Source organism: Blastomonas ursincola (assembly GCF_013607875.1).
Taxonomy (GTDB): domain Bacteria; phylum Pseudomonadota; class Alphaproteobacteria; order Sphingomonadales; family Sphingomonadaceae; genus Blastomonas; species Blastomonas ursincola.
In genome coordinates this window covers 354,016-366,898 of the sequence record NZ_VDES01000001.1, presented here as the reverse complement: position 1 = coordinate 366,898, position 12,883 = coordinate 354,016, and the positions used below count along the sequence as shown (strand labels likewise).

The following is a 12,883-nucleotide window of genomic DNA, read 5'->3' as shown; positions in this document are numbered from 1 at the left end:
CGTCACTCCTCCACCGCATCCAGATGCGTGCGGATCGCGGCGAGGCTCTCGTCGAGATGGCTGAGCAGGAACAGGTGCCCGCCATCGTCGATGATCTTCAGTTCTGAATTCGGGATCAGCGTCTTGAGGATATGGCCATTGGCGACCGGCACGATCTGGTCGTCACCGCCCATCAGCACCAGTGTCGGCTTGTTCATGAACGGTAGGAACGGCGCACTGGTCCAGCCGAGCATCGCGAGCAGCTGGTAGAAATAGCCGATCTTCGACGGCGGCGTGATGCGCCCGGTATGGCCGCTCGCGCCCTCGGTCGATCCGCCATAGAGCGTCGCGAAATGCTTCTCCATATAGCTGGGGTCGATATAGCGGCGCGGATCGGCCATCTTGCTGAGCGCCGAGATATTGCCGGGGATCATGAACATGCCTGCGGTGGTCGCGGCGAGCACCAGCCGGTTGACATTGCCCGAATGCTGGAGCGCGAAATGCTGCGCCATCGCGCCGCCCCAGCTTACCCCCATCACGTCGACCGTCTCGATGCCGAACCGGTCGAGCAGCAGCCACGCGATGCGCGCCATCAGGAAGGCATTATAAGGCACACGCGGGTCGGGCGAGCCGCCGACGCCGGGCATGTCGAAGGTGATGAACGGCCGTTCCTCGAGCAGATCGGCAAAGGGGGCCACCGCCTCCATGTTCGCGCCGATGCCGTTGAAGAACAGGAGAGGGGGCTTGCTCAACCCCTCGTCGAACCGCCAGCGCGCGACGCGCAGCGTGCGGCCGTCGGCCTGCTCCATGGTGATTTCGGGCCCGGTGGCAGTGGCGTCTTTGAACTGGGTGGCCAAGAAGAATTCCGATCTGTCCGTGTTTCGTCGGTGCGATCCTCCCCGTTACGGGGAGGATTTGAAGGTCTCACTCCAGTACATACAGGCCGGGCGCGGGTTCCAGCGCGGGATGCTTCTTGCTGCCGGTCGAGGTCGGGGCGGCCTTCTTGTCGCCCGAGCGCGCCTGGACCCATTCCATCCAGTAGGGCCACCAGCTGCCCTTGACCTCTTCGGCCTTGGCCAGCCAGTCGTCGACATCGGCCGGGGCCTTGCCCGCCTTGGTCGGCGTGTTGCCCTTCATCTTGAAATATTTCGCCTTGGGGTTGGTCGGCGGGTTGAGGATCGCCTGCATGTGCCCCGATTGCGAGAGGATGAAATCGATATTCTTCGATCCGAAAAGCTGGGTCGAGCGGTAGCAGGCGCGCCATGGCGTGATATGGTCGGTCACCCCGCCCAGGATGAACAGGTCGTTGGTCACCTTGGACAGGTCGATCTTGTGCCCGACCATCTCGACCTCGCCCTTGCGGGTAAAGGCGAGCGTTTCATAGATGTGCAGGAAATCGCCCATCAGGCTGGCCGACAGGTTGGTGGCGTCGGCATTCCAGAACAGCACGTCGAACGCCGGCGGATCCTCGCCCATCAGATAGTTGTTGATGACATAGTTCCAGATCAGGTCGTTGGGACGCAGCCAGGCAAAGCCGCGCGACAGGTCGCTTCCCTTGATCACGCCCTTGCGCGCCGCGCGCTGCTTGGCGAGCGCGAGGCCATTGTCGCTCATCAGCGATCCCGCCTCGATATCGGTCTGCTTGGGATGCAGCACGCACACCATCAGCGTCACCGAGCCGATCCGGTCATCGCCCGAGGCCTGAAGCTTGGAGACCAGCATCGCCAGCGTCTGCCCGCCCGAACAGCCGCCCGAGACGTTGACCTTTTTCGATCCGGTGATCTCGCACACCACCTCGAGCGCGCGGGTGCAGGCGGCGATATAGTCCGCCATCGCCCATGCGCCGTGTTCCTTTTGCGGGTTGCGCCAGGAAATGACGAATGTCTGGATGCCGTTGTCGACTTGCCATTTCACCACCGATTTCTCGGGCGACAGGTCGTTGATATACATCTTGTTGATCTGCGGCGGGATGGTCAGCTGCGGGATCGCGTAGACCTCGTCCGTCGTCGGCGCGTACTGGATCAGCTCCATGATCTCGTCGCGGTAGACGACATTGCCCTTCGAGGTCGCGACATTCTCGCCCAGCGTGAACGGCTTCTTGTCGACCTGGCTGACCATGCCGTCATTATAGACCATGTCATTATAGGCGTTCTTCAGCCCCTTGAGCAGCGACAGCCCGCCCGAATCGACGATGCGCTTCTGCGCGGTCGGGTTGCCGATCAGGCTGTTGGTGGGGGCGAGCGCATCGATGATGATCGCGGAGATGAAATTCGCCCGGTCGCGTTCGAGCGCATCAAGCTCGAGCTCGTCGATCCAGCTCTTCATGCCCTTCTGCACGGCGAGATAATATTGTGCGCCCGCCTTGAAGAACGGGTTGAACCGCCAGGCCGGGTCCATGAAGCGCTTGTCCTTGGGATCGGGCGACAGTTCGGACTGGCCCATCATGATCTTGACGACATCTTCGGAAAAGGCCTGGGCGTGCCGCATCGTGCGCGCCGGGTCGCTGGCGGTTTCGCGCAGCAACAGGCCGATCGCGCCAATGAAATCCTCGCGCGCCAGCCCCATCAGCGGTCCCAGCGCCGTGGTGGACTGGGCCGCTTCGTCGACCAGATCAGGGGTCTCACCTGCCATAAACACTCTCTCCCGAATGGTTTGCCGCCCCGTTCATGCGGGGTCGGTCGGGGAGCACAGTATAGCGGTGCTGCGGCGGGCACAATGGCCGCCGCAAACGTGTTCAGACGAGCGCGTCGATCGCCCGGGCAAGGTCGATATCGCGCTGCGACAGGCCATCGGCATCGTGCGTGGCCAGCAATATGTCGACCCGGTTGTAGACGTTCGACCATTCGGGATGATGATCCGCCTTTTCGGCAAGGATCGCGACGCTGGTCATGAAGCCGAAGGCGCGCGCGAAATCGTCGAACCTGAAGCGGCGGGTGATGCCGTCGCGGGTCGGTTCGTGGGTCCATTCGGGCAGGCTGGCCAGGGCTTCGGCGCGTTCGGCATCGTCCAGTTTGCGGACCATCATCGTCTCCTCTTGGCAGCGGGCGGCAAATGCGCCATCCGGGGGCAGATGGCGCAAGATGCTGCAATATCCAAGGGCTTTGAAAGCAGCGCCGCGCTGGAATGCGTCGGCCTTGCCTGTCTGCGCGGCGGGCGCATCCTGTTTCGCGGGGTGTCGCTGAAGCTGGGGGCAGGGGAGGCTTGCCATGTCACCGGTCCCAATGGTCTGGGCAAATCGAGTCTGATCAGGGTGATTGCCGGATTGCTCCCGGCCTATGCGGGCGCGGTGACGTCCAGCGGGCGCATGGCGCTTGCCGACGAGAAGGTCGCGCTCGATGCTGGCCAGCCGCTCGCGCGCGCGCTCGGTCATTGGGCGCGGCTCGATGGCAGCGCCGATGCCGATATTTCGGAAGCGCTGGCGGCGGTCGATCTCGCGCATCTCGCCGATGTGCCGGTGCGCTTCCTTTCGACCGGGCAGCGCAAGCGCGCGCTGCTCGCGCGGATCAGCCTGTCGCGCGCGGGCATCTGGCTGCTCGACGAGCCCGCCAATGGCCTCGACACCGCATCGATCGCGCGGCTGGGCGATCTGATGGCGCGGCATCGGGCAGGGGGCGGTATCGTGCTCGCCGCCTCGCACCAGCCGCTGCCGCTCGATGACGCACAGACGCTGCCACTCGCCGATTTCGTGCCCGCGCCGGTGCTGGACGATCCCGCATGATCGGCGCGCTCGGAACGCTCATCCGCCGCGAACTCATGCTCGCCTTCGGCCTGGGCGGCGGCGCGCGCGGCAGCGCCGGGTTCGTGATGCCGATCATCTTCTTCCTGGCGGTGGCGACCATCTATCCCTTCGCGGTCGGCCCGGATGCACAGCTGCTCGGGCGCACCGGCGGCGGGGTGATCTGGGTCGCGGCGCTGCTTGCCAGCATCCTGCCGATCGACCGGCTGGTCCAGGCCGATGTCGACCAGGGGATGATCGACCAATATGTCGTGCGCGGGCTGTCCGAAGAGCTGATCGCGCTCGCCAAGACGATCGGTCACTGGCTGAGCTTCGGCCCGCCGCTGATGCTCGCCGCGATCATTTCCGCCGGGCTGCTGGGACAGAGCGCGGAGCAGCTCATCATCGTCGAGATCGGCCTGGCCTGCGCAACGCCCGCGCTCGCGGCCCTCGGCGTGATGATCGCCGCGCTCACCGCTGGCTTGCGTCACGGCGCGGCGCTGGGCGGGCTGCTGCTCCTGCCGCTCGCGGTGCCGCTGCTGATCTTCGGCGCGGGCAGCCTCACGCCGGGCAGCCAGAACGGGCTGCTGCTGCTTGCCGCCGCCAGCCTGCTGCTCACCGTCATCTGTCCGATCGCTGCTGGAGCGGCGATCCGCGCCGGGCGCGAGTGATCAGCGGCAGGCGCGCCAGCTCATCGTGCCGCGGTTCGCAAGGTCGAGATGCAGATGGTCGGCATGCGCGGCGTTATAGTCGGGCGAAAGCGTGGTCGCGAACAGGTCGCACGCGCCATCGCGCACCGCGCGCAGGAAGCGCGCCTTGTCGGCATTGCCGTTCCAGTCCTTCAGCACCGATATCCGCCGCCCGTCGGCCAGCGCGAAGCCGCTGACGTCGAGCGCATCGGCGGTGGCATGCTCGCTCCAGGGGCCGTCGTCGCGGGCATACATGCGGCGGCATGAATAGCTGCCGAAGGTCTCGATATTGGTGACCTTGCTGCCCAGGATCGCCTGCGCTTGCGGCTCCACCACCTGCGCCTGCCAGAGCAGCAGCCCGATCGCCATCGGGCAGGAGGGCGACACCGACGCCGGGGCGAGCGGAAGCAGCGTCTGCCCGGCGCTGGCCCTCACGGCATCATCGACCCGGCACTGGTCCTTACCAAACGGATCGCGCGGAGTGAACTCCAGCCCCGAGCTTTCGAGCAGCGCCAGGCACTGGTCGCGCTCGCCGGTGAGATCGACGATCTTGCCGCGCGTCGCCATGCCGATCGGGTCGGTGAGGCTGAGCGGCGTCCAGGGCAGGTCCTCGCGCCCCGGCTTGAGCAGCAGCCAGCCGACCAGCAGCGCGCAGGCGATCAGCGCGAGCACAATGCTGTGCCGCAGCCAGCCGATGATCTTGGTGATGTGCATAAGCCGTTCTAACGCGCCCGCATGACAGAAGATGCAGCCCCATGACCTCGGACGTAATTGTTTGTCCGCCGCGCCTTGCCCATCATCGGCGCATTGGACGAATTGGGAGAGAACATGATGAACAGCTGGACGACGCAGATGAGCCTCTGGTGCGGCGGGGTGATCGCCTTCGGGCTGTTGCTGATCTCGGGTGCCTTCGCCGCGACGGACGGGCTGATGACGCTGCTGCTCGAGATACTGGGGGCGGAAACGCCGATTGCCTATGATCCGCTGCACCGGTTCAGCATCGCGCTGATGGGCGCGGTGTCGCTCGGCTGGGGCGCGACGCTGCTGGCGGTGGCTCGGATCACGCCCGACCTGTCGGCACCGCAGGCGCAGAAGCTGTGGCGGATGGTGACCTGGTCGGTGCTGCTCTGGTTCGTGGTCGACAGCTCGCTTTCGGTCGCCACCGGCTTCTGGCGCAACGCGATCCCCAACACGGTGCTGCTCGGCTGGTACCTGCTGCTGGTGGCGCGGCTGCCGGGCGGTGCGGGGCAGATGGCGCGGGCTTGATCCCTATCCGTCATTCCCGTGAACGCGGGAATCCCGCTTCTTGCGCGAGCCTCGCGTTGAAGCGGGACCCCCGCCTTCGCGGGGGTGACGGGGAATGAGTGAAGATTGCAGAACCCTCTCCCTTCAAGGGAGAGAGATGGGTGTCAGAACTGCATTGCGCCATAGACCTTGCTGATGTCGCCGCCCCATTCGCCGTGATAGAGCGCGAGCAGGTCTTCCGCCGGGGTCTTGCCGCGCGCGACGACGTCGCGCAGCGGTTCGAGAAAGCCGGTCTCGTTGTCGCCGCTGCTGTTGAGCCGCGCGCGCGATGCCAGGCCCGACGAGGCGATGTCGAGCACCTCCGCTGCAATGTCGCGCAACTTGCGCCCGCCCGCGATCGGCGCGTCGAGACCCAGCTTTGGCACCGAATCGCGCAGCGCCTGGCGCTCTTCGATGCTCCAGCCCTTGACCAGATCCCAGGCGGCATCGAGCGCGCCTTGGTCGTAGAGCAGACCGACCCAGAGCGCGGGAAGCGCGCAGATGCGGCTCCAGGGGCCGCCATCGGCGCCGCGCATCTCGAGGAAGCTCTTCAGACGCACTTCGGGAAAGGCGGTCGACAGATGGTCGTTCCAGTCGCTCAGCGTCGGGCGCTCGCCGGGCAGGGCGGGCAGCTTGCCCTCGAGGAAATCGCGGAAGCTCTGCCCCGCCGCATCGATATACAGCCCGTCGCGGAACACGAAATACATCGGCACGTCGAGCATGTATTCGACATAGCGCTCGTATCCGAACCCGTCCTCGAACACGAACGGCAGCATGCCGGTGCGCGCGGGGTCGGTGTCCGACCAGATATGGCTGCGGTAGGACAGCATGCCGTTGGGCTTGCCTTCGGTGAACGGCGAGTTGGCGAATAGCGCGGTTGCGAGCGGCTGCAGCGCCAGACCGACGCGGAACTTCTTCGCCATATCGGCTTCGCTCGAATAATCGAGGTTCACCTGGATCGTGCAGGTGCGCAGCATCATGTCGAGGCCCATCGAGCCGACGCGCGGCATATGGTTCAGCATGATGCCATAGCGGCCCTTGGGCATGATCGGCAGCTCGGCGCGGGTCTTGTCGGGCCACATGCCCAGGCCCAGAAAGCCCTTGCCGGTCTTGTCGCCGATCGCCTTGACCTGGGCGAGATGACGGCCGGTCTCGGCGCAGGTTTCGTGCAGGTTCTCGAGCGGCGCGCCCGAAAGTTCGAGCTGACCGGCAGGCTCGAGGCTCACCGTGCCGTCGGGGCCGCGCATCGCGATGACGTTGCTGCCGCCATCGGGGGTGCGCTCCTCGATCGGCTCCCAGCCGAATTCGGTCAGTGCCATCAGCAGGTCACGGATGCCGCCGGGCTCGTCATAGCTGGGCGCGTGGAAATCGTTGCGGCAGAAGACGAATTTTTCGTGCTCGGTGCCGATGCGCCAGCGCTCCTTGGGCTTTTCACCTGCGGCCATCGGTTCTGCAAGCTGCGCGATCGAGGTGATGATCGGATCGTCCTGATCCGTCGTGGAACGTGTACTCATCTGCGCCCTGAACCCCTGAATATCGTGTCGCCGGTGCTTTAGTTGCGCCTTGCAACCCATGCCAGCTTTAAAATGTGTAATGGTGTCAAAGCGCAGGCAATCAAGTGCCCCAATCGCCATTCGCCGCCATCCAGACGGCGGTGGCGGTAATCGCCGCCGTTTCGGCGCGCAGGATGCGCGGGCCGAGCGACACCGGCACGGCGGCGGGATGGTTGCGGATCGCCGCATTCTCGGCATCGGTAAAGCCGCCCTCCGGGCCGATCAGCACTGCCGCTGGCCCCCGGTGTGCGGCCAGCGCTGCACCCAGCGATGCACCGCTGCCATCGTGCAGCCGTTCGTCGGCAAAGAACAGGTGCCGTCCCTCGGGCCAACCCTTGAGCAGCGCATCGAGCCGGGTGAGGGGGGCGATCTCGGGCAGCGCGGTACGCTCGCATTGTTCGGCCGCCTCGATCATCGTGCCGCGCAGCCGGTCGTCCTTGACCTTGTCGACCACCGCGCGCTCGGTCAGCACCGGCACGAAGCGCGCGACACCCAGCTCGCAGGCCTTTTCGGCGAGAAAGTCGAAGCGCGGCTTCTTGATTGGCGCGGCGCACAGCCAGAAATCGGGCGCTGCCTCACGCGGCCGGGTCTGCCCCTCGATGTCGATCATCAGGTCTCGCTTGCCGCGCGCGCTTACCCGGCCGAGATATTCGCCGCTGACATCATCGAACAGCTTGACCGCCGCGCCTTCGGGCAGGCGCATGACGTTGAGCAGATAATGCGCCTGATTGCCCTCGATGCGCAGCGCACCGCCTTCGCTCAGCGGCTGATCCACGAACAGGCGCGGGGCAGAGCGCGGCGGCCAGGCGGGGGTTGCGGTCATCCCCCGGCCTTAGCGCCGGGGGCCGGGCAGGTCTAGCGCGTGCCGTCACCGATCAGCGTGAACGGCGCCCAGGCATTGGGATGCGCGAGCGTGTCGCTGTCCGAATCCTGGCTGGCATCGTTGCGGATCTCGCGCATCGCCTGGGCAAAGGCTTCCGCGCGGGAAAGGGCAGGGTTGTCGCGCGCGATCTCGATCGTCCGCACCGTCATCTTCGCTGCTACGTCGTCGCGCACGGGCCAGTGCGAGGCGAGCAGGTTGCGCGCCCCCGCATAGAAGAACGCGCGCGCCAATCCGGACAGGCCGGGCGCGCCTTCCGATCCGTCACCCGCCGCCGTGTTGCAGGCCGAGAGGATAACCCAATCGGCATCGAGCTTCAGCCCCGCGACCTCGGAGGCCGTCAGCAGCCCGTCATCGACTTCGCTGGCGGCATCGGGCGGGGTGAACACCAGCCCGGGTTCGGCCGCGCCCTGGATCTCGCCGGCCATCAGCCCATGCGTCGCCAGCGCCACGATGCGGGCGTCGGACAACTTTGCCTTGCGGACATTGGTTTCAGTCGCCTGCTGTCCGGTGATCACGCTGGCGGGCTCTGCCCCCAATGCGGTGCGCATAGCCGCCAGTTCCTGCGCCGTGCCCGGCAGCCGCGCCATCGACTTGAGTGCTGCGATATTGGCAATGCCGCCTCCCGAGCGCGTGGTGCCCGGCAGGAACGCCTGCGCGGCGGCGAGACCCTGTGGCCGCGCCCGGCGGGGATCGCGGCCCTGGCCCTTGACGAACGCCCCCCGCCCCCCGCTGCCGCGCTGTACCGCCTGGCCGTCGAGCGCCGGATCGCCAAAGCCCATGAACGGCTGGCGCGTGGCCGCTCCGTTTATCGCGGCCCTCGCGCGCTTGTCGCGCAGGAACTTGAGCGATTGCAGCGACGGTATCTGGATCAGCGCATGCGCATCGGCAAACCATCGGGTTGCGCGCAGATTGGCGGGGTCACCGTCCGCGCCTTCGGGCTTTTCGGTGACCAGCATGCCGAAGGGCAGCGACGAGAGCGGACCACCTGCGGCAATGAACAGGTGGCGCTTGCCCCTGATCGTCTCCGCCACCGGGGCGATGAGCGCCTCATAGAGCGCAAAGGCGGTGCCCCGATCGAAGGGATAGGCGCCGTCACCCTCGTTCGACCATTGCGCATCCTCGACCGCATCGACGTTCACGTTCGCGCCGACATCCCATAGCAGCCGGCGAACCTTGGCAGCGATCTCGTCGCTGTCCGCATCCGCCTTGTGCCAGACCGTGCCCGCCGCGCTGACCGCAAAGATATGCGTTCCCTTGTCGCTGGGCACGATGAGCAGCGCCGCCTCATCGGTGCCCAGCAGCTGCTCGGCCTGGGTTTCGGACAGCGGCTCGGGCCGCACCAGCGCGAAATATTGCGGAAACTGCTGGCGAAGGGTCTGATCGATCGCAGCGATGCGATCGACCATGAACTTGCGGCCTGCCAGCAGGTTGGTGCGCAATTCTGCCGCGCCCGGTGCGGTACTGGCCAGCGCCTCGTTATAATTACGGGCATTCTCGGTCCAGCCGCTGGCCAGCATCTCGCGTTCGCGCACCAGATCGCCCAGCGCGGGATCGATGCTATCGGCCAAGCCGCGCGCAGCCATGCGCGCGATGGCGTCATTGGCGCCGCCCGCAATGGCGCCTTGCAGCGCGGCAAAGGCCTCGCCGCGGATCGTCGCAAGGTCCTGGCTGCGGGCGAGCCACATCGCATCGACCGCCCGGCTGTAATAGTCGGCCAGATTGGCGCGGTCGCGCTTGCTCTGCGCTTCTCCGCCCAGGCCATTGTCGGCGGCACCGATGCGCTCGGCGAGTCCCTGGAGCAGCATCCGGGCGGGGGTCAGACGATCGGTGCCGGCAGCGCTGTTGGCAATCCGGGCGCGGGTCAGGATCGAAAGCGTGTCGAGGCTGTTGGGATGGGAAAGGCCGAAGGCCGCGATCTGGCTTTGCGACAGATCGGTATAGATCGCATCTGCGGCCGCATAATCGTCGCGCTGGGCATAGACCAGCGCCAGCCGCGACTGCGCGGCAAAGCGCAGCGGGTGATCGCGGGGCAGGGTTTCGAACGGAAGGTCCACGACCTGGCGCAGATTTGCTTCGGCTTCTTTCGGGCGATCAAGCAGCAGCTGCGCTATGCCCAGATTGGTCCGGGCGAGGATGAGCAACTGGCTCTGCTGCGCCGATTGCGCGGCGCCCCGTTCCAGCACCGACGCCAGAATGTCCGCAGCGCTGGCGAAATCGCCGCGCTGAAGCCTCATGTCGGCGATGTTGGCGCGGGTCTGCAGCACCGAGACGTGGTCGGGCCCCAAAGCCTTGGTCAGCGCATCGAGGCTTGCCTGATAGACCGCTTCGGCCTCGGCGTAACGCCGTTGCTGCACCAGCACCAGCGCGAGATTGACGGCCGTTCCCTGCCAGATCGGGTGCTGGCGCCCATAGCGTTCGAGCGCGAGCGCCTGGGTCTCGAGCAGCAGCGCTTCCGCTTCGGTATACTGCCCGCGATAGATCTGGATCAGCGCCAGGTTGTTGCGGTTGGACAGCGTCTCGGAATGATCGCGGCCCAGTTGCGCGAGCTGATGGGGATAGATTTCCTCGGTCAGCGCTTCGGCCTCGGCATAGCGGCCCATGTTGGTGAGGAGCAGCGCGTGATTGGCAGCGACGTTGATCGCATCGCGATTGTCGACGCCGCGCACCTTGCGGATGTCGGCAAGCAAGGCCGCGCTGATCGGTTCGGCCTCGCTGTACTTTCCGGATGCCAGCAGCAGCGAGACCAGGGTGCCCGGAATGACATGGGCAAAGCTGTTGGTCGGCGGATAATGGCGTTTCACCACTTCGGTCGCGCGTTCCATGATGGCGGTGCCCTCGCGGAACTGTCCGGTATTGAGATAGACCGTGGCCAGCGAACGCGCGAGCGCCAGGCTGAGTTCGCTCGCTTCCCCCGGGTTGGTCAGCGATGCCTGATAGGCAGGCTTCAGATCGGCTTCGGCCTCTGCGAAACGCGCCAGCGCGATGCGGATATTGCCCAGGGCGACATTGGCGAGAAATGTCGAGGGGCTGTCCTGTCCTGCAGCTTCGCGCGCGCGCGACAGCGCCTCGCGGGCCAGGGGTTCCGCCCCTGCATAATCGCCGACGCGTTCGTAGGTGACCGAGAGCATGGCCAGAATTTCGGTCGCCAGCGGATGAGTCTTGCCCAGGGCCGTCTCGACACGCGGCAAGGCATCGCGCAACAGGCCTCGCGCCGGCTCATACCGGCCCATCTCGATCTGGAGAGTGGCCAGCACCTTTTGCTGCAGCAAGGTATCGGGGTGATCCGGGCCGGGATCGCGTTTCAGGCTGTCGAGCAGCTCGGCCTGGACAGGAATGGCCTCGTCGCGACGCGCGAGGCGATAGAGCATGTCGACGAGATTGGCGGCCGCATCGCGGGTCGTCGGGTCGTCGATCCCCAGCTTGCCGCGGAAGCCGTCAAGGGCTGTACGATAGGCGGTGGCGGCCTGCTCGATCTGGCCTGCATTGAACAGCACCGCGCCCAGATTGGCCTCAGCCTTCAGCGTTTCGGGATGGTCGGCGCCGAGCTGCCCGGCGTAAAGCGTCAGCGCCCGGCGCATGATAGGTTCGGCATCGACTGGCTTGCCGGCGAACATCAGGTTTAGCGCATGGTCGTTCAGCGCGCGCGCCAGGACGAAACTGTCATCGCCCAGCGGCTCGGCCAGCGCCAAAACCCTGGCGGAGGCCTCGGCGGCACGCGCATAATCCTTGGCTGCAAAGGCCTCGGCGTCGATCGCGCGAAAGCGTTCGATCTCGGCCATGAGCGGATCGGTGTCAGGCGCATCGGCCGCGCTCTTGGCAGCCTGGCTCGCTGCCATGTCCGACTTGGCGGACTGGCTCTGCGCAGGGCCTGCAACAGCGAGCAATGCCGTCGCCGGAACAAAGGCCCAGCCAAGCCGGATCCAGGACCCGATCTTCAGCGATCTGGCGCGAAATGGCGGTTGGGATCGCATCGGAAACCCTCACGGCACCCGGCTGCGCGCGTTCGCGCGAGCAAGATGTTGCGGTGCGACCCGAATGCGCCTGTTCTGCGCATTTTAGCGAAGCGACGCAAGGCTTCGTGTTCGGTGCTGGTGCGAGGGGCAAAATATAAGCCCGGGCGCGATGAGAAGGGGGGAGGATCGCGCGCCCGGGCTCATGTTTTTTAGGACGGCATTGGAGGGGGGGCTTGGTCTGCCGTCCTGAAGCAAAAACCCTCCGGCCCTTGTTAGGTTCCACCGAAAAAATGCAGTGAAGCGAATTTTTTTCGTAAGCGTCGGAGCGGGAGGGGCAAGACCTTGGTCAAGCGCCTTTTATGTTGTTCTGCAGCTTATCGCTGGCAGCGCATGACGCGCGCTTCAGGCACAAAAAAACGGGGCCCGAAGACCCCGTTTTCCTGAACTGATCGGACCAGAGCGGCCCGACGGCTCCTGATCGAAGTCAGGGGCTGGTCGGGGTGTCGCTGTCCTGGTCGGCAGCGATCACGATACCGCCGATCACGGCAGCAGCAGCCACGACACCGATGATGATGCCGGTGCTGCCTTCGGCTTCGCTCTCGTCACCCGAAGCAGCCGAAACGCGTGCGACGCTGGTCTGAGCCAGCACAGGCGTTGCGGCGACGGCGAGTGCGGCAAGAGCTGCCACAGCAAAACGATTCTTCATTATAGCCTCCGTCACGTATTCAAAATTGCGTCTTAATCTATTGAAATCAAGACATTGCAACCCGTTGCGAAAAGAGTGTTTTACGAGCTCTTCCCGGCGCTCAATGCCCCACTAAGCCGAA

General features: G+C 65.6%; 11 protein-coding genes. 3 read left to right on the top strand and 8 right to left on the bottom strand.

Annotation, left to right across the window (positions count from 1 at the left end; all coding sequences use genetic code 11):
* Positions 1–2: 2 nt before the first annotated feature.
* From FG486_RS01715 to FG486_RS01705, 3 genes are all read right to left on the bottom strand, one after another.
* Positions 3–836, bottom strand: a complete 834-nt coding sequence (locus FG486_RS01715) for an alpha/beta fold hydrolase (protein ID WP_241695555.1) — start codon at positions 834–836, stop codon at positions 3–5.
* A gap of 67 nt (positions 837–903) precedes the next feature.
* A complete protein-coding gene (locus FG486_RS01710; protein ID WP_181266208.1) occupies positions 904–2,610 on the bottom strand; it encodes a PHA/PHB synthase family protein in 1,707 nt (568 codons plus the stop codon).
* 103 nt (positions 2,611–2,713) lie between these two features.
* Positions 2,714–3,058, bottom strand: a complete 345-nt coding sequence (locus FG486_RS01705) for a 4a-hydroxytetrahydrobiopterin dehydratase (protein WP_277816954.1) — start codon at positions 3,056–3,058, stop codon at positions 2,714–2,716.
* Here FG486_RS01705 and ccmA point away from each other — a divergent pair.
* Positions 3,050–3,697 carry a heme ABC exporter ATP-binding protein CcmA gene (gene ccmA / locus FG486_RS01700; RefSeq protein ID WP_181266206.1) on the top strand — a complete coding sequence of 216 codons (648 nt, stop codon included), beginning with the start codon at positions 3,050–3,052 and terminating at the stop codon, positions 3,695–3,697. The two genes, FG486_RS01705 and ccmA, sit on opposite strands and share 9 nt — an antisense overlap.
* Positions 3,694–4,365, top strand: coding sequence for a heme exporter protein CcmB (locus tag FG486_RS01695; RefSeq protein ID WP_023839716.1), 672 nt, complete (start codon positions 3,694–3,696; stop codon positions 4,363–4,365). Before ccmA ends, FG486_RS01695 begins: the two co-directional genes overlap by 4 nt.
* Here FG486_RS01695 and FG486_RS01690 read toward each other — a convergent pair whose 3' ends face one another.
* Positions 4,366–5,097 carry an extensin-like domain-containing protein gene (locus tag FG486_RS01690; RefSeq protein ID WP_181266205.1) on the bottom strand — a complete coding sequence of 244 codons (732 nt, stop codon included), beginning with the start codon at positions 5,095–5,097 and terminating at the stop codon, positions 4,366–4,368. It abuts the gene before it with no gap.
* 114 nt (positions 5,098–5,211) lie between these two features.
* Between FG486_RS01690 and FG486_RS01685 the strand changes: the two genes are divergently transcribed.
* Positions 5,212–5,649 (top strand): hypothetical protein, encoded by a 438-nt coding sequence (locus tag FG486_RS01685; RefSeq protein ID WP_181266204.1) that lies wholly within the window; start codon positions 5,212–5,214, stop codon positions 5,647–5,649.
* Positions 5,650–5,792: 143 nt separating this feature from the next.
* Here the strand turns inward: FG486_RS01685 and FG486_RS01680 are convergent, their stop codons facing one another.
* The 4 genes from FG486_RS01680 to FG486_RS01665 all read right to left on the bottom strand — a co-directional run bounded on the left by FG486_RS01680 (position 5,793) and on the right by FG486_RS01665 (position 12,762).
* Complete coding sequence (locus FG486_RS01680; RefSeq protein WP_181266203.1) at positions 5,793–7,181, bottom strand: glutamate--cysteine ligase; 1,389 nt, start codon at positions 7,179–7,181, stop codon at positions 5,793–5,795.
* Positions 7,182–7,281: 100 nt separating this feature from the next.
* Positions 7,282–8,043 carry a 16S rRNA (uracil(1498)-N(3))-methyltransferase gene (locus FG486_RS01675; protein ID WP_181266202.1) on the bottom strand — a complete coding sequence of 254 codons (762 nt, stop codon included), beginning with the start codon at positions 8,041–8,043 and terminating at the stop codon, positions 7,282–7,284.
* Positions 8,044–8,075: 32 nt separating this feature from the next.
* Complete coding sequence (locus FG486_RS01670; protein ID WP_181266201.1) at positions 8,076–12,074, bottom strand: tetratricopeptide repeat protein; 3,999 nt, start codon at positions 12,072–12,074, stop codon at positions 8,076–8,078.
* A gap of 466 nt (positions 12,075–12,540) precedes the next feature.
* The gene (locus tag FG486_RS01665) at positions 12,541–12,762 is read right to left on the bottom strand and encodes a hypothetical protein (RefSeq protein WP_060977665.1); all 222 of its coding nucleotides are present in this window, start codon (positions 12,760–12,762) and stop codon (positions 12,541–12,543) included.
* Positions 12,763–12,883: the final 121 nt, after the last annotated feature.

Excerpts from the sequence above, each read along its gene's own strand:
- ccmA (WP_181266206.1), top strand. The coding sequence starts at position 3,050 with ATGGCGCAAGATGCTGCAATATCCAAGGGCTTTGAAAGCAGCGCCGCG.
- FG486_RS01690 (WP_181266205.1), bottom strand. The coding sequence starts at position 5,097 with ATGCACATCACCAAGATCATCGGCTGGCTGCGGCACAGCATTGTGCTC.
- FG486_RS01680 (WP_181266203.1), bottom strand. The coding sequence starts at position 7,181 with ATGAGTACACGTTCCACGACGGATCAGGACGATCCGATCATCACCTCG.
- FG486_RS01710 (WP_181266208.1), bottom strand. The coding sequence starts at position 2,610 with ATGGCAGGTGAGACCCCTGATCTGGTCGACGAAGCGGCCCAGTCCACC.
- FG486_RS01665 (WP_060977665.1), bottom strand. The coding sequence starts at position 12,762 with ATGAAGAATCGTTTTGCTGTGGCAGCTCTTGCCGCACTCGCCGTCGCC.
- FG486_RS01685 (WP_181266204.1), top strand. The coding sequence starts at position 5,212 with ATGATGAACAGCTGGACGACGCAGATGAGCCTCTGGTGCGGCGGGGTG.
- FG486_RS01695 (WP_023839716.1), top strand. The coding sequence starts at position 3,694 with ATGATCGGCGCGCTCGGAACGCTCATCCGCCGCGAACTCATGCTCGCC.
- FG486_RS01675 (WP_181266202.1), bottom strand. The coding sequence starts at position 8,043 with ATGACCGCAACCCCCGCCTGGCCGCCGCGCTCTGCCCCGCGCCTGTTC.
- FG486_RS01670 (WP_181266201.1), bottom strand. The coding sequence starts at position 12,074 with ATGCGATCCCAACCGCCATTTCGCGCCAGATCGCTGAAGATCGGGTCC.